We start from the raw sequence: 21,602 nt of genomic DNA on the forward strand, positions 1-21,602 counted from the left end.
TTCGCGGGGGTGACGGAGATCCGCTGACCGCGCGGTGCCGGGCGCGTACGGTGAGCGGATGACCGGTCACCGATCCCCCCGGCGTGTGGTGTCCCTGGTGCCCTCCCTCACCGAGGCGGTGGCGGCGTCCGCGCCCGAACTGCTGGCCGGGGTCACCGACTGGTGCAGCCACCCCGCCGGGCTCGATGTCCCCCGTATCGGCGGCACCAAGAATCCCGACGTCGGCGGGATCGCGGCACTGGCGCCGGATCTGGTGATCGCCAACGAGGAGGAGAACCGCCCGCAGGATCTGGCCGCGCTGCGGGCCGCCGGGCTGACCGTCCTGGTCACCGAGGTGCGGACGCTGGACCAGGCGTGGGGCGAGCTGGCGCGGGTGCTGGTGGCGGGCTGCGGATTGTCCCGGCCGGAGTGGCTGGACGCCGCCGAGGCCGCCTGGCGCGAGCTGCCGGTTCCGGCGGCGATTGGGGACTCCCCTGCTCGAACGGAGTTGAGAGCTTGGGGAAGGACGGCGGTGGTGCCGATCTGGCGCCGGCCGTGGATGGTGCTGGGCCGGGACACCTTCGCCGGTGATGTGCTGGCCCGTCTGGGCGTACGGAATCTGTACGCGGACCACGCCGACCGCTACCCCCGCATCCCGCTCGACGAGCTCAACGCCCGGGGCGCCGAGCTCGTCGTGCTGCCCGACGAGCCCTATCGCTTCAGTGCCGGGGACGGTCCCGAGGCGTTCCCCGGTCTGCCCGCCGCGCTGGTCAGCGGCCGCAGCCTGACCTGGTACGGGCCGTCGCTGGTGGAGGCCCCGGCCGCGCTGGCGGCGGCGCTGGCCGGGGCCCGGTGAGAGCGCGGGGGGAGGTGAGGGCGCGGGGGACGGCTACGGCGTGACCGGCGGGGGCGCGGCGGGCAGTTGTCCCCGGGCCAGGCCGTTCGCGGTACGGGCACCGGCCGCCGCCACCGCCGCCACCAGGGCCGCGAACAGCGCCGCGGCGAGCCAGTCGAAGGCGCCCAGTCCGGTGTGCCGGGCCAGGCCCGCCGCGCCCGTGACGCAGGTCCCGAGCGGGAAGGTGAAGCCCCACCAGGTCATCGAGAAGCCCATACCGCGGCGGACGGCGCGGACCACCATCGCGGTGGCGAGCGCCAGCCAGAGCAGCGCGAAGCCCATCACCGGGACGCCGTAGAGCACCGCGAAGGCGCCCATGGCGTGTGCGGTGGAGGGGTCCACGACACCCGGCGCCGCATCGGCGAGGTTGTTCACCGCGGTGGTGGACTGGCCCAGCGGGCCGAGGACGAGGAACAGCGTGGGGGTCAGCGCCAGCGGCAGTGGCCCGTGGTGGATCAGCCGGGACAGCACGAGCGGCAGCACGAGCAGCGTGGCCAGCAGGGACATGCCGAACAGGGCGTAGCAGCCGAACAGCAGGGCCCGCTGCCCCTGGCCGGCCGGGAGGTGCGCCACCAGCGCCGGGCCGACCGCCGCCGAGACCATCGGGGCGACCAGTGGCAGAAGCCAGACGGGGGAGGCGCTGCCGGGCTCGATACGGTGCCGGGTCACCATCAGATACGGGATCGCCGCGGCGCCGACGAGACCGGCCAGGGTGCCCACGGTCCACAGCACGGCGTCGACGGCCACCGCGGCCGGTACGCCGATGACGTCCCGGCCCACCGCGAGCGTGCCGCCGCCGACCGCCAGCAGCGCCATCGCGAGGCAGCCGTAGAACGGGGCGACGGCCGGGTCCAGCAGATGGCGGCGCGCCTGGTCGCCGTGGCGGACCCAGTGCACGGTTCTGGCGCCCAGCAGTGTCAGCAGCATCAGCGCGGAGAGCGCCCAGACCACCTGGTAGACGAGGCGCGGACCGGGCGCGGTCAGCGGCAGTGCGGCCCCGGCGTTGGCGACGATCGCGGTGCCCATGACGGCGGCGTACCAGTTCGGCCCGAGATGGCGGACCGAGGCCGGGGGGTGCGGGGTACCGGGGGCGGCGGGGTCGGTGCGGGAAGGTGCTTGCGCGAGGGTTGCCATGAGAACAGCGTGATCGCCCGGCACGGCCGCCACCAGGGACCTTGTGTCTATGAGGGCATAAGCTGGGGTTATGTGCAGGGGGATTTATGGCTCATGAGGACGAGGCCGTCGCCGTATCGCTGTCGCACCGGGTCCCGGATCTCGGCGCGTTGGAGCTGTTGCTCGCCGTCGCCCGGCTCGGGAGTCTGGGGCGGGCGGCCCGTGCGCGGGGCATCACCCAGCCCGCCGCCAGCAGCCGTATCCGGTCGATGGAGCGGCAGTTGGGGGTGGCGCTGGTGGAGCGCTCACCGCGCGGCTCCCGGCTGACGGACGCCGGGGCGCTGGTGACGGACTGGGCGCGGCGGGTGGTGGAGGCGGCCGAGGCGTTCGACGCGGGGGCGCAGGCGCTGCGGGGGCAGCGGGATTCCCGGCTGCGGGTCGCGGCCAGCATGACGATCGCCGAGTATCTGCTGCCGGGCTGGCTGATCGCGCTGCGCGCCCGGCGGCCCGGCACCGCCGTCTCGCTGCTGGCGGGCAACTCCAGCGTGGTCGCCGAGCGGCTGCTGAGCGGCGCGGCGGATCTCGGTTTCGTCGAGGGGCTGGCGGTGCCGCCGGGGCTGGACGGGACGGTCATCGGGCAGGACCGGCTGATCGTGGTCGCCGCCCCGTCGCACCCCTGGACCCGCCGCCGTACGGAGCTGACCGCCGCCGAACTGGCCGCCACCCCGCTGATCCTGCGCGAGCGGGGTTCCGGGACCCGCCAGGTGCTGGACGCGGCGCTCGCCCGGCACGGCGGCCTGGCCGATCCGCTGCTGGAACTCGCCTCGACCACGGCGGTGAAGGCGGCGGTGGTGAGCGAGGCGGCGCCGTCCGTCCTCAGCGAACTGGCCGTGGGGGAGGAGCTGACCGCGCGCCGGCTGGTGGCGATTCCGGTGCGCGGACTGCGGCTCGGCCGTGAGCTGCGCGCCGTGTGGCCCGCCGGTCAGCGGCCGGCCGGCCCGGCCCGCGAACTGCTCGGGCTGACGCGCGGCGCGCCCTGAGGCCCGCCGCGCGCTGAGACCCGCCGAGCCCTGAGACCCGCCGCGCGCACCGGTCTCACTCCGCCGGGGACGCCCCGCGCGCCGCCGCCACCAGCGCGTCCATGACCCGGGTGTCGTCCCCGGCCTCCGGGTGCCACTGCACCGCCAGCGCGAAGCCGTAGGCGCCCGGGAGTTCCAGCGCCTCGATGGTGCCGTCCTCCGCGTGGGCCGAGGCCAGCAGCCCGCGGCCGATCCGGTCCACCGCCTGGTGGTGGTACGTCGGCACGGCGACCGCCTCGGGGAGCGTACGGCCCAGCAGCGTCCCGGGGACCGGCTTGATCTCGTGCTGCTCGAAGACCCCGGGGGCTCCGGCGTGTCCGTCGAGATGCTGGATCAGGGTGCCGCCGAGCGCCACGTTCAGCAGCTGGAGCCCGCGGCAGATGCCCAGCAGCGGTACGCCGCCCGCCAACGCGGCCTCGATCAGGGCCAGTTCCCAGGCGTCCCGGTCCAGGGCGGGCGGGCCGGTCCGGGGGTGCGGCTCGGCGCCGTAGCGGGCCGGCTGGACATCCGCGCCGCCGGCGATCACCAGGCCGTCCAGACGGGCGACGGCCGCGGCGGCGGTGGCCGGATCGCCCGGCGGCAGCAGCGCGGCCAGCCCGCCCGAGCGCTGCACCAGCCGGGGGTAACCGGCGGGCACCAGCGCGGCGGGCAGGTTCCACACCCCCCACCGGGCCTCTTCCTGGTACGTGCTGATGCCGATGAGGGGCTGGGACATGGGGTGTGGTCCTCCGTGCGGTGGGGGGGTGGGTGCGGTGCGGGGACGGCCGGAGCCGGCCGGGGTGTCCCGGCCGGCCGTCGTCCCGGGGGTGCCGGTCAGTCGCGGGCGAGTTCCGCCTCCGCCGCCGCCAGTGCCGCGAACTCCTCCTCGGGGGCCGCGGCCACCAGCCGGTGGCGGGAGTAGAAGGCGAAGTAGGCGAGCGCCACGACGTAGACGCCGAGGGCGATGAAGGCGGCCTCCTTGTCGACCAGGAACGTCGCCACCAGTGCCGAGCAGGCCAGCACGAACGCGACGGACGAGGTCAGCATGCCGCCGGGGGTGCGGTAAGGGCGGGGCAGTCCGGGCTCGCGGCGGCGCAGCACGATGTGCGAGAGCGCCATCAGAGCGTAGGAGATGGTGGCGCCGAAGACCGCGACATTGAGCATCCGGGCGCCGTCGCCGGTGGCCGCGGCCAGCGCGAAGCCCAGCGCGCCGGGCACCAGCAGGCCCAGGTAGGGGGCCTTGCGGCGGCTGGTCAGGGAGAGGAAGCGGGGCAGATAGCCGGCCCGGGAGAGCGCGAAGAGCTGGCGGGAACCGGCGAAGATCAGGGAGAAGAAGGAGGCCACCAGGCCCGCGAGCCCCGCGTAGTTGACGATCCGGCTGACCGTGGTCGGCTTGCCGTCCGGCTGCAGCGCCTGGACCAGCGGGTCGCCGACCGACTGGATCGCCGCCGAGCCGCGTGCGCCGGTCGCGGCGACAAAGGTGATCAGTGCGAGCACCAGCAGGATGCCCATCGCGGCGGCCATCGCCTTGGGCAGCGAACGGGCCGGGTCCTTGGTCTCCTCGGCCGCCAGCGGCACGCCCTCGACGCCCAGGAAGAACCACATGCCGAACGGGAAGGCCGCCCAGATCCCCAGGATGCCGAACGGCAGCCAGGAGTTGGCCCCGAAGGCGCCGTCCTTGACGGGGATGTCGTTGAGCGAGTCGACATGGAAGTCGGTCAGTGCGGCGATCGCGAAGACGAGCACCGCGGCGACGGCGATGGCGGTGACGATCAGGCTGAAGCGCAGCGCCTCGCCCACGCCCCACAGGTGGATGCCGATGAAGATGGCGAAGCAGGCGAGGTAAACCGGCCAGCTGGAGTGCAGCCCGAACAGGCCGAGCGATTCGACGTAGTCACCGATGAAAATGGAGATCGCGGCGGGTGCCAGCACATATTCGATCAGGATCGCGGTGCCGGTCAGAAAGCCGCCCCAGGTGCCCAGGGCGCGCCGGGCGAAGCCGTAGCCGCCGCCCGCGGTCGGCAGGATCGAGGCCAGTTCCGCCAGCGCGAAGACCAGACAGGTGTACATCAGGCCCATCAGGACGGCGGCGATCGCCAGGCCGCCGAAGCCGCCCTGCGCCAGACCGTTGTTCCATCCCGAGAAGTCGCCGGAGACGACATAGGCGACGCCCAGGCCGGTCAGCAGCAGGGGTCCCGCGCTGCCGCGGCGCAGCGTCCGCCGCTCCAGATAGCTCTCGTCGGGCGATGCACCGCCCGGGGGCCCGAGGGGCGGTGCGGTCTGCGATTCCGTCTTGTCGGCCATGAGCCGCTCCTGCCTCGCCGAGGGGATAACGAGCAAAGGTTTAGCCGCATACCTTTGCTGGCGGCTCGGCTCGGCGCAAGACCTGGACGTAAAAGAATGGTGAACGCGTGCGCACGGTCCCCGGGCGTGCGCTCAGGGTGACGGTGCGGTCAGGGAGAGGGTGCGGTCAGGAAGCCCCGCAGCAGCGCCGCGGTCCCGCAGCAGTGCTCCCGCATCACCTCGCGCGCCCCGTCCGCGTCGCCCTCCAGCACCGCCTCGACCAGCGCGGTGTGCTGGGTCTGCGAATGCTCCAGGTTCCGCACCAGCAGCGGAATGCAGTCCAGCAGATCGTTCACGCTCGCCCGTACCGCCGCGTACTGGGCCGCCAGCGACGGCGAGCCGGACAGCTCCGCGAGCGTCAGATGCAGCAGGGTGTCGTGCCTGCGGTAGTCGGCGAGCGGGGCGTCCTGGGTCGCCGCGAGCGCCGTCCGCAGCCGGTCGCTCTGCGCGTCGGACAGCCCGTGCGCGGCGCACAGCCCGGCCGCGCCCACCTCCAGCACCTCCCGGAAGCGCAGCGTGTCCTCGACATCGACCTTCTCGATCCGGCGCCGCAGCTCGGCCTCGCCGTGGTTCTCCGTACGCGTCCGCACGAACGTGCCGCCGTAGCGCCCGCGCCGGCTCTCCACCAGGCCCTCGTCCTGCAGCACCTTCAGCACCTCGCGCAGGGTGACCCGGCTGATCTGCAGCCGCTCCGCCAACTCCCGCTCCGCGGGCAGCCGTTCGCCCTGGGGCACGAGACCGAGCCGGACGATCTGGAGTATCTGCTCCAGGGCTTCCTCGAAACCGTTGCCCGCGCGCACCGGCCGCAGCACCGGTGCCAGCCGATCAGCCGCACTCTCCATCGATACCCCTTCCCAATCAATGGTTCGTGTGCCTACCTTATGACCTCCGGATGCAGTGACAGGAGGCAATACCGTGGCAGACCGCACGCCCCCACTCTCCGTCGAGGAGCTCAGGGTCCTCGTCGACGCCGGGGAGATCGACACTGTCGTCCTCGCCTTCACCGATATGCAAGGCCGGCTCCAGGGCAAGCGGTTCGCGGCCCGCTACTTCCTCGACACCGTTCTCGACCACGGTACGGAAGGCTGCAACTACCTCCTGGCCGTCGACGTCGACCTCAATACCGTCGAGGGCTACGCGATGTCCTCCTGGGAGCGCGGCTACGGCGACTTCGCCATGCACGGCGACCCCGGCACCCTGCGCCGCACCCCCTGGAACGCCGGCACCGCCCTGATCACCGCCGACCTCGCCTGGCACGACGGCTCACCGGTCGTCGCCTCGCCCCGGCAGATCCTGCGCCGCCAGCTCGACCGGCTCGCCGAACGCGGCTGGCGCGCCTTCGCCGGCACCGAGCTGGAGTTCATGCTCTTCAAGGACTCCTACGAGGACGCCTGGTCCCGCGGCTACCGGGAGATGAACCCCGCCAACCAGTGGAACGGCGACTACTCCGTCCTCGGCACCGGCCGCGTCGAGCCCGTGCTGCGCCGCATCCGCAACGAGATGGGCGCGGCCGGGATGACCGTCGAGTCCGCCAAGGGCGAGTGCAACCTCGGCCAGCACGAGATCGTGTTCGTCTACGACGAGGCGCTCACCACCTGCGACCAGCACAGCATCTACAAGACCGGGGCCAAGGAGATCGCCGCCCAGGAGGGCATGTCGCTCACCTTCATGGCGAAGTACGACGAGCGCGAGGGCAACTCCTGTCATATCCACCTCTCGCTCCAGGACGAGGACGGGCGGCCGGTACTGGCCGACGACAACGGCCCGTACGGCATGTCGAAGACCATGCAGCACTTCCTGGCCGGCCAGGTCGCCGCGATGCGTGACTTCACGCTCCTCTACGCACCCAACATCAACTCCTACAAGCGCTTCCGCCCCGGCTCCTTCGCCCCCACCGCCGTCGCCTGGGGCCCCGACAACCGCACCTGCGCCCTGCGGGTGGTCGGCCACGGCCGCGCCCACCGGCTGGAGAACCGCCTGCCCGGCGGCGATGTGAACCCCTACCTCGCGGTCGCCGGGATGGTCGCGGCGGGCCTGTACGGCATAGAGCACGAGCTGGAACTCCCCGAGGCCACCACCGGCAACGCCTACACGGGCGATGCCGCCCATGTCCCCACGACCCTGCGCGAGGCCGCCGAGCTGTGGGAGAAGAGCCCGATCGCCCGGGAGGTCTTCGGCGACGAGGTCGTCGACCACTACCGCCACATGGCCCGCGTCGAGCAGGACGCCTACGACGCCGCCGTCACGGACTGGGAGCGCTTCCGCTCCTTCGAGCGCATGTAAGGAACCACCCGTGTTGCACGAGCTGAAGATCCTCAACCCGGCCACCGAGGAAGTGGTGGCCACCGTACCCACCACCTCCCCGGAAGAGGTCGACGCCGCGGTCCGGCGGGCCACCGCCGCCCAGGAGAGCTGGGCGGCCGTGGCACCCGGCGACCGGGCCCGGATCCTGCGCCGCTTCGCCGAGACCGTCGACGCCCATATCGACGAGCTCGCCGCACTCGAACTGAAGGAGGCCGGCCACCCGCTGGGCAACGCCCGGTGGGAAGCGGGCAACGTCCGCGATCTGCTGCACTACGCCGCCGGGGGAGTGGAGCGCCTGACCGGCACCCAGATCCCGGTCGCCGGCGGCTTGAACATCACCGTCCAGGAGCCGCTGGGCGTGGTCGCCGTCATCGCCCCCTGGAACTTCCCGATGCCGATCGCCGCCTGGGGCACCGCCCCCGCGCTCGCGGCCGGCAACGCGGTCCTCCTCAAGCCCGCCGAGACCACCCCGCTCACCGCACTCCGGCTCGCCGAACTGGCCCTGGCGGCCGGGCTCCCCGAGGGCCTCTTCCAGGTGCTGCCCGGCGAGGGACCGGTCACCGGCACCGCGCTGGTCGACCACCCCGGCGTCGCCAAGGTCGTCTTCACCGGCTCCACCGCCACCGGCCGGCAGATCGCCGCCCGCTGTGCCACCCAGACCAAGCGGCTCACCCTCGAACTCGGCGGCAAGAGCCCCAACATCGTCTTCGCCGACGCGGATATCGAGGCCGCCGCGGCCGCCGCCCCCGGCTCCTTCCTCGACAACACCGGCCAGGACTGCTGCGCCCGCAGCCGCATCCTCGTCCAGCGCTCCGTCTACGACCGCTTCATGGCGCTGCTGGAGCCCGCCGTCAAGGCGTTCACCGTCGGCGACCCGGCCGATCCCGCCACGCAGATGGGCCCGCTGATCTCCGCCGCCCAGCGCGAGCGCGTCCGGTCCTTCGTCCCCGAGGACGCCCCGGCCGCCATCCGCGGCGAGGCCCCCGGCGGCAAGGGCTTCTGGTACCCGGCGACCGTCCTGGAGGGCGGCCCCGGCGACCGTACGGCCGTCGAGGAGATCTTCGGCCCGGTCGCGGTCGTCCTCCCCTTCGAGGACGAGGCCGACGCGGTCCGGATCGCCAACGACAGCGACTACGGCCTGTCCGGCTCGCTGTGGACCAGTGACGTCGGCCGCGCTCTGCGGGTCTCGCGCGCCGTCGCGGCCGGCAACCTCTCCGTCAACTCCCACAGCAGTGTGCGCTATTGGACCCCCTTCGGCGGGTTCAAGCAGTCCGGCCTCGGCCGTGAGCTGGGCCCGGACGCACTGACCGCCTTCACCGAGACCAAGAACATCTTCATCAGCACAGAGGAGAGCAAGTGACCGACCAGACCGCAGTGTGCCGCCGCCTCGTCGGCCGTACCGCCGTGATCACCGGAGCCGGCAGCGGCATCGGCCTGGCCACCGCCCGCCGACTGTCCTCCGAAGGCGCCAACGTCGTCTGTGCCGACATCGACGAGGTGGCGGGCAAGGCCGCCGCCGAAGAGGTCGGCGGCACCTACGTCCAGGTCGATGTGACCGACTCCGACCAGGTCGAGGCGCTCTACAAGACCGCCTTCGACACCTACGGCTCGGTCGACATCGCCTTCAACAACGCCGGGATCTCCCCGCCCGACGACGACTCGATCCTCACCACCGGCCTGGACGCCTGGAAGCGCGTCCAGGAGGTCAACCTCACCTCGGTCTACCTCTGCTGCAAGCACGCCCTGCCCTATATGCAGCGCCAGGGCCGCGGCTCCATCATCAACACCGCGTCCTTCGTCGCCGTCATGGGCGCCGCTACCTCCCAGATCAGCTACACCGCCTCCAAGGGCGGGGTGCTGTCCATGTCCCGCGAGCTGGGCGTGCAGTTCGCCCGCGAGGGCATCCGGGTCAACGCCCTGTGCCCGGGGCCGGTGAACACCCCGCTGCTGAAAGAGCTGTTCGCCAAGGACCCGGAGCGCGCCGCGCGCCGTCTGGTGCACGTCCCGGTCGGCCGGTTCGCCGAGCCCGAGGAGATCGCCTCCGCGGTCGCCTTCCTCGCCAGCGACGACTCCTCGTTCGTCAACGCCGCCGAGTTCCTGGTCGACGGCGGTATCGCGGGCGCGTATGTGACCCCGCTGTAACCCCACGGGATTTCACCCGAATCCCGCTGGAGTTCACCTCCGCGTCGGCACCATGGCGGCCGGACGTCGCACGACGCCGGCCGCCATGCGCTAGCGTCCGCCTTCGGTTCTTCGTTCGACAGGAGTGCTCCATGCTCAACAAGCGTCGTTGGCTGGCCGCGGGTGCCGCCCTCGCGGTCGTGGGCGGCGGTGTGGTGGCGGCCCAGACGGCCACCGCCGGGCCGTCCCCCAGTCACTGCCCGACCCTTCATGTGTCCAAGGGCTGGTACGGCGACAACCGGGCCAAGCTGCAGAAGATGATCGACGAGCGCGGCAGCTGCTCCGGCCACGGCGGCGCGAAGCCGGTCGCGACCTTCGACTGGGACAACACCGTCGTCAAGAACGACATCTCCGACGCCACGCTGGCCTGGATGCTCCGCCACGACAAGGTGCTGCGCCCCGCGAACTGGCAAGCCACCAACAAGTGGATGACCGCGGACGCCGCCCGCGCGCTGACCAAGGCATGCGGCACCGCCATACCCGTCGGACGGCCGCTGCCGACGTCCACGGACACCGGCTGCACCGACGAGATCCTCGACATCTACGAGGACGCCAAGACCTCCACCGGCAAGAAGGCGTTCACCGGCACCTGGAACCACCGCCGCACGGTCCCCGGATACGTCTGGATCACCCAGCTGTTCGCCGGCCACAGCCCGGCGCAACTGACCGCCTTCGCCCGCGACGCCCGCGCCGAGAACCTCGCCGCGCCGATCGGTACGGAACAGAAGGTCGGCACGCACACGATGGAGGGGTACGTCCGCTACTACACCCAGCAGCGCGACCTCATCGGCACCCTCAAGAAGGCCGGTTTCGACGTCTACATCGTCTCCGCGTCGGCCGAACCGCTGGTCCGGGCCTGGGCGCCCGGCGTCGGCATCGACCGCGAGCACACCATCGGCATCCGCAACCTCGTCCGCGACGGCCGGCTCACCACCGGCGTCCAGGGCTGCGGCGACGTCAAGGACACCCACGGCGAGGTCCTGACGTACATGGACGGCAAGCGCTGCTGGATCAACCAGGAGATCTACGGCGTCAAGGGCGCCAAGGCCTGGGAACAGCAGGACCGGGCACACCGCCCCGCCTTCGCGGCCGGCGACGCCGAGACCGATGTGACCTTCGTCGGCGACGCCACCGGCGCCCATCTGGCGATCAACCGCAACAAGGCCGAGTTCATGTGCCGGGCCTACGACAACAGCGACCACCGCTGGCTCGTCAACCCGATGTTCATCGAGCCGAAGAAGCGCCAGGCCGACCCGTACCCCTGCGCCACCACCGGCTACACCCAGCCGGACGGCACCCTCGGGCCGGTCCAGCGCCCCGACGGCACCGTCGTGCCCGACCAGCAGGACCGCGTCCACGGCTGACGGCAACGGGGCACGCCTTCACAGAAAGGCGTGCCCCTCCCCGCGGTACGTCGGCACCGTGGCCACCACCCGGTCCCCGTCGATCAGACGCAGCTCGGCGAACCGCTCACACAGCTCACCGGCCTTGGCATGCCGGAACCACACCTTGTCGCCGATCCGCAGCCCGTCCGCGGCCGCCCCCAGCAGCGGTGTCTGCACCTCGCCGGGGCCCTCCTGCGGGTCATAGCGCAGCCCGTCCGGCAGATACGGCACCGGCAGCCGGTCCGGGCCCGCCACCCCCGACGCCGGATAGCCGCCGCCCAGCACCGTCACCACCCCCGGGCCGGGACGGCGCACCACCGGCTGGGCGAACAGCGCCGCCGGACGCCCGCTGAACGAACGGAAGTTGTCGAACAGCCGCGGCACATACAGCCCCGACCCGGCCGCGACCTCGGTGACCGCCGCCTCCGCCGCGGTGTGCTGCACACTGCCGGTCCCACCGCCGTTGACGAACTCCAGCCGCGGCGCCACCTCCCGCACCGCCCGTACGGCAGCCCAGCGCCGCTGCGCCAGCTCCTTGCGCGCCGCCGCCTGCATCACCCGGATCGCCCGCGAGAACACCGGCTTGCCCGCGACGTCGTCACCGACCCCCGCCACATGGCCCTCGTACGCCATCAGCCCCACCAGCCGGAACCCGGGGCGGCGCACCACCGACCGGGCCAGTGCGGCCAGTCGGCCGGGCGAACGCAGCGGGGAGCGGCGGGCACCGACCCGCACCGCTCCGCCCAACAGCCGGTAGGAGGTGTCCAGTTCCAGGCACACCCGCACCTCCTCGCCCGCCCCGCCGGACGGCCGGGCCGCATCGATCAGATCCAGCTGCACCGGATCGTCGACCATCACCGTCACCGCGGCCGCCAGCTCCGGATCGGCGGTCAGCTCCGCGAACCCCGCCCGGTCCGCCGACGGATACGCCAGCAGCACGTCCGGGAAGCCCGAGCGGGCCAGCCACAGCGACTCGGCGAGCGTGAAACTCATGATCCCCGCGAAGCCGTCCCGCGCCAGCACCCGCTCCAGCAGCGCCCGGCAGCGCACCGACTTGCTCGCCACCCGGATCGGTTTCCCCTTCGCGCGGCGCACCAGATCGTCGGCGTTGGCGTCGAAGGCCCGCAGGTCGACGACGGCCAGCGGGGCGTCGAGGGACGCGGTGGCCCGGTCGAGGGCCGACGCCCCCGCGCGAACCGGTCGGAAAGCGGGAGAAACGTCTTTGTCGCCATCCGCGTCGGATGTGTACTGGGACATGGCCCGCAGCCTGCCAGACCCCACTACCACTGGGTAGGGGGGAGATTGCGACAGAGCGGACAGGGGTTGGAGCAGCGGCTGTACCAGCGCTTAGAGTGGCTCGACACCGCAACCAGCAGGTCAGCGGAGTGTTGTCCGGATACGAACCACCATGCCCCGATTGCGGATCGGGTCCGGGTTCAGCGGTGCAGGGGGGAGCGCGGGTGAGCACCGACGCCGAATTCGCCGACGCGCGGCACATTCCACCGATACCCCCGCAGCCACCCCGGCGGCCCGCCCCGGCCGGGGCGCCGACGCCGATGCCGGAGCCGGACGGGGACCCGCAGACGGCCGTACTGCGCCGGGTGCCCGCCGACCCGTCGGTACCGGCCCCCGGGGCACCTGCGGCCCCCGCGGCACCCGCCGCCCACCCCGTCCCGCCGCGCCCCACCGTCCCGCCGCCCGCCGCCGGTGCCCAGCCGCCGGCCCGCCCGGACCGTGCGCCCGCCGCCCCCGCGGGACCGGCCACCCCGCCTCCGCCACCCACCGGCCGCCCCACCACCTTCCGCGACACCGCCGCCTTCCACCTGGCGAACAGCCACGGGCTGTGGAGCGACACCCGCGCCCGCGGCGCCGGCAGCGGTACGGACGCCCCGCCGGCGCCCCGCAACCCTGCCCCCGCCGGGCCCCCGGCCGCGCCCGGCAGCGAGCCGCCCGCGCCCCCGGCCGGATTCCCGCCCCAGCCCTCCTGGCCCACAACTACCCCACCCCCTCCGGGAGTTGCCCCCACCGTCGGCGCACCCGGACGCCGGCCGTCCGCCCTCCGCCCCAGCCCCCGGCTGCTCGGCGCCGCGGCCTGCCTCGTCCTCGGTATCGGCCTCATCGGCGGTGCCGCGGCCGGGGGTTGGTTCACCGACGAGGCCGACGCGGCCCCGCCCACCGCCGAGGCCACCTTCGCCAAGGGCCGCGAGGTCTGGCACAACACCCCGGTCGACCGGCTCTTCCCGCGCACCGTCACCGGCCTGGCCGCCGGACCCGGCGGCGCCGACCGGACCTGGACCAGGATCGCCGTCTCCCCGGACAGCGGCTGCGGCCACGCCTACGACCCGAAGCTCGCCACGGCGCTCACCCGCGCCGGCTGCGTCCGGCTGCTGCGCGCCACCTACGCCGATGCCACCCGCAGCGGCGTCATCACGGTCGGGGCCCAGATCACCAAGGCCGACCGGCCGGGCATGATGGCCCTCAACACCCGCTTCAGCACCAAGGACTTGGGCACCCGCACCGACCACCTGCCGCTGCCGTACGCCGCCAAGGGCACCCCGGCCGAGGACTTCGGACGCGCCCAGCGGGCCAGCTGGACCGTCCGGATCCTCACCGACATCCCGGTCGTGGTCTACGCCGTCTCCGGCTTCGCCGACGGCCGCACCGTCACCGAGCCCCAGCCCGCCGAGGCCGCGGTCCGGCCCGGTGCCACCACCGCCCCGGCCGAGTCCGGCCTGGGCCATGACGCCAAGGGCCTGGCGGACCGGGTCGGGACGGACTTCCGCAAGGCGGCCGGCAGCTCCACGCAGACGACGGAGGCCCCGTCATGACGCCCACCGTGCTGCGCGGCACCGCCCTCGCGCTGGCCTCCGCCGCGCTCGCCGTACTGCCCGCCGTCCCCGCACAGGCCGACGCTCTCCGGGCCCAGCAGTGGGCCCTCCAGGCCGTCCACGCCCAGCAGGCCTGGCACACCACCAAGGGCGAGGGCGTCACCGTCGCGGTCCTGGACACCGGTGTGGACGCCAACCACCCCGACCTGGAGGGGCAGGTGGAGCCCGAACGCGACCTGGTGGGCTTCGGGGCCGGCCCCGGGGACCCCTCCTGGGCCCGGCACGGCACCGGCATGGCCAGCATCATCGCGGGTCACGGCCATGGCGCGGGCCGTCAGGACGGTGTGCTGGGACTCGCCCCGGAGGCCCGGATCCTGCCGGTCCGGGTGATCCTGGAGGACAACGACTCGGAGCGCGAGCGGGCCCGTACGGAGAAGGCGGGCGCGCTCGCCGACGGCATCCGCTGGGCCGCCGACCACGGCGCCGACGTGATCAATATGTCGCTGGGCGACGACAGCGAATCCGCGCACCCCGAGCCCCGCGAGGACGCCGCCATCCAGTACGCCCTGGGCAAGGGCATCCCCGTCGTCGCCTCCGCGGGCAACGGCGGCGAGAAGGGCAACCGCGTCTCCTACCCCGCCGCCTACCCGGGCGTCATCACGGCCACCGCCGTCACCCACCTGGGGGGCCGCGCCCGGTTCTCCACCCGCCACTGGTACGCCACGGTCAGCGCGCCCGGTAACGACATCATCATGGCCGACCCCGAGGACGACTATCTCTCCGGCTGGGGCACCAGCCCCGCAGCCGCCTTCGTCTCCGGCGCCATCGCCCTGATCCGCTCCGCGCACCCCGACCTGAGCCCGGCCCAGATCCGCCGGCTGCTCACCTCCACCGCCCAGGACAGCCCCGAGGGCGGCCGCGACGACGACTACGGCGCGGGCCTGATCGACCCCGCCGCCGCGCTCCGTGCGGCCGCGGACCTCCGCCCCACCCCGCAGAAGCCGTCCCCCGCCGCCTTCGCCGACCGCTACTTCGGCCCCGGCCCCACCGCGGACGACACCGCGGACACCGCCACCCCCTGGCTCCCCTGGACCGCCGGCGCCGCGGGCCTGGCCCTCCTCGCGGCCGCCGCCGTCCTCTGGCGCAACCGGCCCCACCCCCACGGCAACCGCCCCCGGTGACGCCGGAACCCCACCCGATACGCTCGGGCGCGTGCAGAAGAACATTCCCGACCCCGGTTTCGCCGACGACGACGGCTCCGCCGACCCGGCACTGGCCGCGGCCCTGGCGGCCTACGACCGGGACCGCAGCGCCGAGCCCCAGCTGCTGACGGCGCTGGCCGCCGCCCGCGTCCTGGTGCCCGTGGTGGCCGTCCTCGGTGAGGTGGAAACCGGCCCCGACGGCCTGCGCCGGGAGAAGACCAGCGATATGGCCGTCCCCACCCTCCAGGCCCCGGACGGCCGCCGCGCGCTGCCCGCCTTCACCTCCATGGAGACCCTCGGGCGCTGGCGCGCCGACGCCCGCCCGGTCGCGGTCCCGCTGCCGCAGGCGCTGCTGGCCGCCTCCCACGAACAGGCCGACACCGTGGTCGTCGACCTGGCCGGCCCGGTCACCTACCAGCTCACCGGCCCCGCCCTGCGCGCCCTCGCCGAGGGCCGCACCAGCGCCGACCCGCTCGCCGACCCGGCCGTCACCGACGCCCTGCGCACCCTGCTCGACGCCGAGCCCGCCGTGCTCCTCGCCCGCCTCACACCGTCCGACGAGACCGACGCCACCCTCGCCCTCGGTCTCGCGCCCGACGCCCCGACCGCCGAGGTCGCCCAGCGGCTGGCCCGCGCCCTGGCCACCGACGAGGTGCTGCGCGCCCGGCTCGTCCGGGGCCTGGACCTGGCCCTGCTGCCGCCCGGCGCCGCGACGGCCCAGGAGCCCTTCTACCGGCGCTGAATCCCACGTCCGGGTCCCGGCACCCACGGCCGGGCCCCCGGCCGCCAACGGGCGGGTTCGTCTCCAGGGCCGCACAATGCGAGGAGAGCTCAAGATCCACGCGAGGAGAGCCCCCATGGAGAAAACGGAGATCTCGACGGTACTGACCCGCACGGTCGTATCCGAGTTCCTCGGCACCCTGCTCCTGGTGTTCTTCGCCGTCGGCTCGGCAGTGCTGGCGGGCGAATACATCGGCACCTTCGGCATCGCCCTGGCCTTCGGCTTCACCATGGTGGCGCTGGCCTACGCCCTCGGCCCGATCTCGGGCTGCCACTTCAACCCGGCGGTGACCCTGGGCATGCTGCTGGCCCGCCGGATCACCCTGCGGACGGCCACCGAGTACTGGATCGCCCAGGTGGTCGGCGCGATCGCCGGGGCGGCCCTGCTCTTCCTGGTCGCCAAGCAGATCCCGGGCCTGCAGACCCACGCGTCCTTCGGCACGAACGGCTGGGGCGACCGCTCGGCGGTGCACCTCAACCTCGGCGGCGCCTTCGTCGCCGAGATAATGACGACCTTCCTGCTGGTCTACGTCTGGCTGTCGGTCACCCACAAGGTCGCCGTGATCGGCTTCAACGGCATGGCGATCGGTCTGGCCCTGGCCGCCGTCCACTTCATCGGCGTCCCGCTGGACGGCACCTCCGTGAACCCGGCGCGCTCCATCGGCCCGGCGCTGTTCGCGGGCGGCGCCGCCATCACCCAGCTGTGGCTGTTCATCGTCGCGCCACTGATCGGCGCCGCCATCGCCGCGGTGGTCCACCAGATCACCCACCCACCGCACGAGCCGGTCCTCGTCGCCGACGAATCGATGCCCTACGAGCCCGCGACCGGGTCCGACGACGGCCCCTGAGGCCGGCGCTCCCCGCACCGCACGGACAGACGACGAGCCCCGGCCGTATTCCCCGGCCGGGGCTCGTCGTCTCCTGCGTGCGTACCGCGGTCCGCCGCCAGGCTCAGCCGTGAACGGGACCGGTGTACTTCTCCCCGGGGCCCTGGCCCGGCTCGTCCGGCACGACCGAGGCCTCGCGGAACGCCAGCTGCAGCGACTTCAGACCGTCCCGCAGCGGCGCCGCGTGGTACGAGCCGATCTCGGTGGCGCTGGCGGTGACCAGCCCGGCCAGCGCCTGGATGAGCTTGCGCGCCTCGTCGAGGTCCTTGTGCGCCGCGCCCTCCTCGGCGAGCCCGAGGTTGACCGCCGCCGAACTCATCAGATGCACCGCGACCGTGGTGATCACCTCGACCGCCGGCACCTCCGCGATGTCCCGGGTCATGGCGTCGAAGTCGGGATTCGCCGCGTGCGCTGCGTCGGGCTGCTGCGGGGTCTGGTCACTCATGTCTTCGGGCTTCTTCCTGCTGAGGGGTCGGCTCCAGCCTATGGGCAGCCTGCCCGGACCCCGCGCCCGGGAGTGTCATCCCGGTCACGGTGCAGGTCCGCGGCCGCACAGAAGTGGGTGCCACCCCTTGACTCGTGTATTCTGGTGTTCCGACCGGCCGGACACGCATGTGACCGGCCCACAAGTGGAGGCTCCGATCTCCCACCCGGCCGACCTCACGGTTGGCGGGTCAACGGTCCGGCTGCGCCCCGCGGAGACTTCGCGGCGGTGCTCCAGATCCACGTGGAGCCCCGCCTGTGTCCCGTCCGGGGCATTTTTCATGTACCGGCGCGGTTGGTCACACCGAAAAGACGTTACGCGGCAGTCCGCCAGGCCGTCGCGTGGTGCTACCGAGGAGGATCCATCAGCGCCGAGCCCCGCATCAACGACCGGATTCGCGTTCCCGAAGTGCGACTTGTCGGTCCCAGCGGCGAGCAGGTCGGGATTGTTCCGCTTGCCAAGGCCCTTGAGCTTGCTCAGGAGTACGACCTCGACCTGGTCGAGGTGGCGGCGAACGCTCGCCCGCCCGTCTGCAAGCTCATGGACTACGGGAAGTTCAAGTACGAGTCGGCCATGAAGGCCCGTGAGGCGCGCAAGAACCAGGCGCACACGGTCATCAAGGAGATGAAGCTCCGGCCGAAGATCGACCCGCACGACTACGACACCAAAAAGGGTCACGTCGTCCGGTTCCTCAAGCAGGGTGACAAGGTCAAGATCACGATCATGTTCCGTGGTCGCGAGCAGTCCCGCCCCGAGCTGGGCTTCCGGCTGCTGCAGCGGCTCGCGTCCGACGTGGAGGACCTCGGCTTCATCGAGTCGAATCCGAAGCAGGACGGCCGAAACATGATCATGGTCCTCGGTCCGCACAAGAAGAAGACCGAGGCGATGGCCGAGGCCCGCGAGGCGCAGGCCGCCCGCAAGGCGGAGCGCCAGGGCGGAGTTCCCGCGGACGAGTCCGCGGAGGCGCCCGCCGAGGAGCCCACCGGGGAGCACGCCCAGGCGTGACCCCGAGGCGTGAGCCCCGGTTCGCGCCGGGGTGTCCAGCCCCGGACATCAATCGATATACATGACGCTCCCGCTCGCCGGATTCGTGCCTGCGGGAGCGCCACTGACGAGGAGAGTACGGCGCATGCCGAAGAACAAGACGCACAGCGGTGCCAGCAAGCGCTTCAAGGTCACCGGCTCCGGCAAGGTGCTGCGTGAGCGCGCCGGCAAGCGCCACCTGCTTGAGCACAAGTCGTCCCGCGTGACGCGTCGCCTCACCGGCAACGCCGAGATGGCCCCGGGCGACGCCGCGAAGATCAAGAAGCTTCTCGGCAAGTGAGCCGACGCGCCCCACGGACCGCGGGGCGCGCGACTCGGACCGGGACCCAATCGATTCGGGCCGTGTGACGACAACCACGGCCCCGCTACAAGGAGTTAACAAGTGGCACGCGTCAAGCGGGCAGTCAACGCCCACAAGAAGCGCCGGGCGATCCTCGAGCAGGCCAGCGGCTACCGTGGCCAGCGCTCCCGCCTGTACCGCAAGGCGAAGGAGCAGGTCACCCACTCCCTCGTCTACAACTACAACGACCGCAAGAAGCGCAAGGGCGACTTCCGTCAGCTGTGGATCCAGCGCATCAACGCCGCTGCCCGCGCCAACGGCATGACCTACAACCGCTTCATCCAGGGTCTGAAGGCCGCCAACATCGAGGTGGACCGCAAGATCCTGGCCGACCTCGCGGTCAACGACGCCAACGCGTTCGCCGCGCTCGTCGAGGCCTCGCAGAAGGCGCTTCCGAGCGACGTCAACGCCCCGAAGGCTGCCTGAACTTCAGCCTGAGGCACAGCGACGCGGACCCGCAGGCCCCGGCCTGCGGGTCCGCCGCTTTTCCCCGCCGTCCCGCACCGAACCACAGAAGCGAGCCGCCGCCCATGGGCACCCCCGAGCTGATCTCCCCGCGTTCCCCGCGCGTCACCGCCGCCCGGCGGCTGGCCCGCCGCGCCTTCCGCGGCAAGGAGCGCCGGTTCATCGCCGAGGGCCCGCAGGCCGTACGGGAGGCCATCGCCCACCGCACCGGCGGTGTCCCCACGCTCATCGAGCTGTTCGCCACCGTCGAGGCCGCCGAGCGGCACACCGAGATCATCGAGGCGGCCCGCGCGGCCGGGGTACGGATCCACCACGCCGACGACCGGACCGTCGCCGACATCTCCCAGACCGTCACCCCGCAAGGGCTGCTCGGCGTCTGTGAGTTCCTGGATTCGCCGTTCGAGGACATCCTCGCCGCCCGCCCGCAGTTGGTCGCGGTGCTCGCCAACGTCCGGGACCCCGGCAACGCCGGCACGGTGCTGCGCTGCGCGGACGCCGCGGGCGCCGACGCCGTCGTGCTGACCGATGCCTCGGTGGACCTGTACAACCCCAAGTCCGTCCGGGCTTCGGTCGGTTCGCTCTTCCACCTCCCGGTCGCGGTGGGCATCCCGGTCGAGCGGGTGGTGAGCGGGCTCCAGTCCGCCGGTGTACGGATCCTCGCCGCCGACGGTGCGGGCGACCGCGACCTGGACGCCGAACTGGACACCGGCTCCATGGGCGGGCCCACCGCCTGGGTCTTCGGCAACGAGGCCTGGGGACTTCCGGAGGAGACCCGGGCGCTGGCGGATGCCGTGGTGCGGGTGCCGATCCACGGCAGGGCCGAGAGTCTCAACCTCGCGACGGCCGCCGCGGTCTGCCTCTACGCCTCCGCCCGCGCCCAGCGCGGCCCCGGCGGCTGCCGCGCGGTGTCACCCGGCTGAGGGGTGTCCCCACGGATCTTCGGGGCACTTCCGGTGTGAGCTAGTAGGCTTGCGTGCTCGGGGGCCCGAAGGGGGTTACGGGGATGAATGTGAGGACTTCCGGCACCGCGGTCACCGCTGACAGTCGCCGGTCCGAGGGGCCCCTGGGAGGCGCCGTGCCCACTCCGGCCGGGGAACAGGACGCCCTGGGGACCGGTCTCGGACTCGACCCCGACGATCTGCCCGACGGCCTGGTCGTCGCCGACGAGAGCGGCCGGGTGATCTGCTTCAACGCCGCCGCGGCCAGGATCACCGACATCCTCCCCAAGGACGCGGTCGGCCGTCCCCTCGAACACGCCCTGCCGCTCCAGGACATCGAGGGCCGCCGCTGGTGGCGGCTCACCGACCCCTACGGCGGCCTCGCCATCCGCCGCGGCCAGCCCGAGCGCAATCTGCTGCTCGGCGGCCGCGAGGTGCTGGTCTCCGTCCGCTATGTCCGCAGCCGTCCCACCGGGCCCGTCCAGCGGCTGGTGATCGCGCTGCGCGGCACCGAGGCCCGGCGGCGTACGGAGCTCAGCCATGCCGAGCTGATCGCCACCGTCGCCCATGAGCTGCGCTCGCCGCTGACCTCCGTCAAGGGCTTCACCGCCACCCTCCTCCAGAAGTGGGAACGCTTCACCGACGACCAGAAGCGGCTGATGCTGGAGACGGTGGACGCCGACGCCAACCGCGTCACCCGGCTGATCGCCGAGCTGCTGGACATCTCCCGGATCGACTCCGGGCGCCTGGAGGTGCGCCGCCAGCGGGTCGACATGAGCGCCGCGGTCCGCCGGCACGTCCAGGCGCAGACCACCGCCGGCCAGCGCCCGGACCGCTTTCTGATCCGGATGCTGGAGCCGCTGCCCGATTTGTGGGCGGACCCGGACAAGGTGGACCAGGTGCTGGGCAACCTGCTGGAAAATGCGGTGCGCCACGGCGAGGGAACCGTCACCATCGAGGTCGGACCGGTATCGGATACGACCAGCGCAGAGGGGACGAGCGTCACCGTGAGCGACGAGGGCCCCGGCATCCCGGAGGAATCGATGAGCCGCGTGTTCACCCGCTTCTGGCGGGGCAGCAAGCGCGGCGGCACCGGCCTGGGCCTCTACATCGTCAAGGGCATCGTCGAGGCCCACGGCGGGACGATCACGGTCGGCCGGGCCCCGGCCGGCGGCGCACAGTTCCGATTTAGCCTGCCCGTCGCGACCCCGGCCTTCATGGCCTGAGCGGACGCGGCGGGCGCCCCGCAGGGGCTCGGGCCTGCCGCGTGGCCCGTCCCCCTTAGACTTGACCTTTGGCACCTTTGGCGCACAGGCATCGCGGGCACACGCGGGCTCGGCATCCCACGTTCGTGATCGACGTTCGTCATCGACGTT

General features: G+C 72.8%; 21 protein-coding genes. 15 read left to right on the top strand and 6 right to left on the bottom strand.

What is annotated here, in order from left to right; genetic code table 11:
- Nucleotides 1–58: 58 nt before the first annotated feature.
- Complete coding sequence (locus tag STRTU_RS29040) at nucleotides 59–835, top strand: helical backbone metal receptor (protein ID WP_159747682.1); 777 nt, start codon at nucleotides 59–61, stop codon at nucleotides 833–835.
- A 33-nt stretch (nucleotides 836–868) separates the two neighbouring features.
- On the opposite strand, the gene STRTU_RS29045 is transcribed toward STRTU_RS29040, so the two are convergent.
- Entirely contained in the window at nucleotides 869–2,008 is a 1,140-nt protein-coding gene (locus tag STRTU_RS29045; RefSeq protein ID WP_159747684.1) for a TDT family transporter, read from the bottom strand.
- A gap of 86 nt (nucleotides 2,009–2,094) precedes the next feature.
- On the opposite strand from STRTU_RS29045, the gene STRTU_RS29050 reads away from it, so the two are divergent.
- Nucleotides 2,095–3,027: a LysR family transcriptional regulator gene (locus STRTU_RS29050; protein ID WP_159747686.1), complete on the top strand. Its 933-nt coding sequence runs from the start codon at nucleotides 2,095–2,097 to the stop codon at nucleotides 3,025–3,027.
- A 55-nt stretch (nucleotides 3,028–3,082) separates the two neighbouring features.
- Here STRTU_RS29050 and STRTU_RS29055 read toward each other — a convergent pair whose 3' ends face one another.
- The 3 genes from STRTU_RS29055 to STRTU_RS29065 all read right to left on the bottom strand — a co-directional run bounded on the left by STRTU_RS29055 (nucleotide 3,083) and on the right by STRTU_RS29065 (nucleotide 6,230).
- Nucleotides 3,083–3,781, bottom strand: a complete 699-nt coding sequence (locus STRTU_RS29055) for a gamma-glutamyl-gamma-aminobutyrate hydrolase family protein (RefSeq protein WP_159747688.1) — start codon at nucleotides 3,779–3,781, stop codon at nucleotides 3,083–3,085.
- 98 nt (nucleotides 3,782–3,879) lie between these two features.
- Nucleotides 3,880–5,349 carry an ethanolamine permease gene (eat, locus tag STRTU_RS29060; RefSeq protein WP_159747690.1) on the bottom strand — a complete coding sequence of 490 codons (1,470 nt, stop codon included), beginning with the start codon at nucleotides 5,347–5,349 and terminating at the stop codon, nucleotides 3,880–3,882.
- Between the two features lie 149 nt (nucleotides 5,350–5,498).
- Nucleotides 5,499–6,230, bottom strand: a complete 732-nt coding sequence (locus tag STRTU_RS29065) for a FadR/GntR family transcriptional regulator (RefSeq protein ID WP_159747692.1) — start codon at nucleotides 6,228–6,230, stop codon at nucleotides 5,499–5,501.
- A 73-nt stretch (nucleotides 6,231–6,303) separates the two neighbouring features.
- On the opposite strand from STRTU_RS29065, the gene STRTU_RS29070 reads away from it, so the two are divergent.
- From STRTU_RS29070 to STRTU_RS29085, 4 genes are all read left to right on the top strand, one after another.
- A complete protein-coding gene (locus STRTU_RS29070; protein WP_159747694.1) occupies nucleotides 6,304–7,671 on the top strand; it encodes a glutamine synthetase family protein in 1,368 nt (455 codons plus the stop codon).
- A 10-nt stretch (nucleotides 7,672–7,681) separates the two neighbouring features.
- Nucleotides 7,682–9,052, top strand: a complete 1,371-nt coding sequence (locus tag STRTU_RS29075; RefSeq protein ID WP_159747696.1) for an aldehyde dehydrogenase family protein — start codon at nucleotides 7,682–7,684, stop codon at nucleotides 9,050–9,052.
- Nucleotides 9,049–9,834 (top strand): 3-oxoacyl-ACP reductase, encoded by a 786-nt coding sequence (locus STRTU_RS29080; RefSeq protein ID WP_159747698.1) that lies wholly within the window; start codon nucleotides 9,049–9,051, stop codon nucleotides 9,832–9,834. Before STRTU_RS29075 ends, STRTU_RS29080 begins: the two co-directional genes overlap by 4 nt.
- Nucleotides 9,835–9,965: 131 nt before the next feature.
- Entirely contained in the window at nucleotides 9,966–11,237 is a 1,272-nt protein-coding gene (locus tag STRTU_RS29085; RefSeq protein ID WP_159747700.1) for an HAD family hydrolase, read from the top strand.
- A gap of 18 nt (nucleotides 11,238–11,255) precedes the next feature.
- Here STRTU_RS29085 and STRTU_RS29090 read toward each other — a convergent pair whose 3' ends face one another.
- The gene (locus tag STRTU_RS29090; protein ID WP_159747702.1) at nucleotides 11,256–12,515 is read right to left on the bottom strand and encodes an amino acid deaminase/aldolase; all 1,260 of its coding nucleotides are present in this window, start codon (nucleotides 12,513–12,515) and stop codon (nucleotides 11,256–11,258) included.
- A gap of 203 nt (nucleotides 12,516–12,718) precedes the next feature.
- Between STRTU_RS29090 and STRTU_RS29095 the strand changes: the two genes are divergently transcribed.
- The 4 genes from STRTU_RS29095 to STRTU_RS29110 all read left to right on the top strand — a co-directional run bounded on the left by STRTU_RS29095 (nucleotide 12,719) and on the right by STRTU_RS29110 (nucleotide 16,916).
- Nucleotides 12,719–14,086: a hypothetical protein gene (locus STRTU_RS29095; RefSeq protein ID WP_246241722.1), complete on the top strand. Its 1,368-nt coding sequence runs from the start codon at nucleotides 12,719–12,721 to the stop codon at nucleotides 14,084–14,086.
- Nucleotides 14,083–15,267 carry a type VII secretion-associated serine protease mycosin gene (gene mycP / locus STRTU_RS29100; protein WP_159747704.1) on the top strand — a complete coding sequence of 395 codons (1,185 nt, stop codon included), beginning with the start codon at nucleotides 14,083–14,085 and terminating at the stop codon, nucleotides 15,265–15,267. The genes STRTU_RS29095 and mycP overlap by 4 nt, the downstream gene beginning before the upstream one ends.
- Before the next feature lie 31 nt (nucleotides 15,268–15,298).
- Nucleotides 15,299–16,030: an SseB family protein gene (locus STRTU_RS29105; protein ID WP_159747706.1), complete on the top strand. Its 732-nt coding sequence runs from the start codon at nucleotides 15,299–15,301 to the stop codon at nucleotides 16,028–16,030.
- Between the two features lie 115 nt (nucleotides 16,031–16,145).
- Nucleotides 16,146–16,916: an aquaporin gene (locus STRTU_RS29110; protein WP_159747708.1), complete on the top strand. Its 771-nt coding sequence runs from the start codon at nucleotides 16,146–16,148 to the stop codon at nucleotides 16,914–16,916.
- Between the two features lie 103 nt (nucleotides 16,917–17,019).
- Here STRTU_RS29110 and STRTU_RS29115 read toward each other — a convergent pair whose 3' ends face one another.
- Entirely contained in the window at nucleotides 17,020–17,400 is a 381-nt protein-coding gene (locus tag STRTU_RS29115; protein ID WP_018087734.1) for a DUF1844 domain-containing protein, read from the bottom strand.
- 333 nt (nucleotides 17,401–17,733) lie between these two features.
- Here STRTU_RS29115 and infC point away from each other — a divergent pair, with 333 nt between their 5' ends.
- From infC to STRTU_RS29140, 5 genes are all read left to right on the top strand, one after another.
- Nucleotides 17,734–18,444 carry a translation initiation factor IF-3 gene (infC, locus tag STRTU_RS29120; protein WP_159747710.1) on the top strand — a complete coding sequence of 237 codons (711 nt, stop codon included), beginning with the start codon at nucleotides 17,734–17,736 and terminating at the stop codon, nucleotides 18,442–18,444.
- Between the two features lie 124 nt (nucleotides 18,445–18,568).
- Entirely contained in the window at nucleotides 18,569–18,763 is a 195-nt protein-coding gene (gene rpmI / locus STRTU_RS29125; protein ID WP_016576627.1) for a 50S ribosomal protein L35, read from the top strand.
- 102 nt (nucleotides 18,764–18,865) lie between these two features.
- Nucleotides 18,866–19,249, top strand: coding sequence for a 50S ribosomal protein L20 (rplT, locus tag STRTU_RS29130; protein ID WP_018087732.1), 384 nt, complete (start codon nucleotides 18,866–18,868; stop codon nucleotides 19,247–19,249).
- A gap of 104 nt (nucleotides 19,250–19,353) precedes the next feature.
- Entirely contained in the window at nucleotides 19,354–20,208 is an 855-nt protein-coding gene (locus STRTU_RS29135) for a TrmH family RNA methyltransferase (protein ID WP_159747712.1), read from the top strand.
- A gap of 83 nt (nucleotides 20,209–20,291) precedes the next feature.
- Nucleotides 20,292–21,452 carry a sensor histidine kinase gene (locus STRTU_RS29140; RefSeq protein ID WP_159747714.1) on the top strand — a complete coding sequence of 387 codons (1,161 nt, stop codon included), beginning with the start codon at nucleotides 20,292–20,294 and terminating at the stop codon, nucleotides 21,450–21,452.
- Nucleotides 21,453–21,602 lie beyond the last annotated feature (150 nt).

Origin of the sequence: Streptomyces tubercidicus (genome assembly GCF_027497495.1) — a bacterium.
Classification (GTDB): domain Bacteria; phylum Actinomycetota; class Actinomycetes; order Streptomycetales; family Streptomycetaceae; genus Streptomyces; species Streptomyces tubercidicus.

Coding starts and splice junctions, on each gene's coding strand:
- STRTU_RS29040 (WP_159747682.1), top strand. CDS start 59: ATGACCGGTCACCGATCCCCCCGGCGTGTGGTGTCCCTGGTGCCCTCC.
- STRTU_RS29045 (WP_159747684.1), bottom strand. CDS start 2,008: ATGGCAACCCTCGCGCAAGCACCTTCCCGCACCGACCCCGCCGCCCCC.
- STRTU_RS29050 (WP_159747686.1), top strand. CDS start 2,095: ATGGCTCATGAGGACGAGGCCGTCGCCGTATCGCTGTCGCACCGGGTC.
- STRTU_RS29055 (WP_159747688.1), bottom strand. CDS start 3,781: ATGTCCCAGCCCCTCATCGGCATCAGCACGTACCAGGAAGAGGCCCGG.
- eat (WP_159747690.1), bottom strand. CDS start 5,349: ATGGCCGACAAGACGGAATCGCAGACCGCACCGCCCCTCGGGCCCCCG.
- STRTU_RS29065 (WP_159747692.1), bottom strand. CDS start 6,230: ATGGAGAGTGCGGCTGATCGGCTGGCACCGGTGCTGCGGCCGGTGCGC.
- STRTU_RS29085 (WP_159747700.1), top strand. CDS start 9,966: ATGCTCAACAAGCGTCGTTGGCTGGCCGCGGGTGCCGCCCTCGCGGTC.
- STRTU_RS29090 (WP_159747702.1), bottom strand. CDS start 12,515: ATGTCCCAGTACACATCCGACGCGGATGGCGACAAAGACGTTTCTCCC.
- mycP (WP_159747704.1), top strand. CDS start 14,083: ATGACGCCCACCGTGCTGCGCGGCACCGCCCTCGCGCTGGCCTCCGCC.
- STRTU_RS29110 (WP_159747708.1), top strand. CDS start 16,146: ATGGAGAAAACGGAGATCTCGACGGTACTGACCCGCACGGTCGTATCC.
- STRTU_RS29115 (WP_018087734.1), bottom strand. CDS start 17,400: ATGAGTGACCAGACCCCGCAGCAGCCCGACGCAGCGCACGCGGCGAAT.
- rpmI (WP_016576627.1), top strand. CDS start 18,569: ATGCCGAAGAACAAGACGCACAGCGGTGCCAGCAAGCGCTTCAAGGTC.
- STRTU_RS29135 (WP_159747712.1), top strand. CDS start 19,354: ATGGGCACCCCCGAGCTGATCTCCCCGCGTTCCCCGCGCGTCACCGCC.
- STRTU_RS29140 (WP_159747714.1), top strand. CDS start 20,292: ATGAATGTGAGGACTTCCGGCACCGCGGTCACCGCTGACAGTCGCCGG.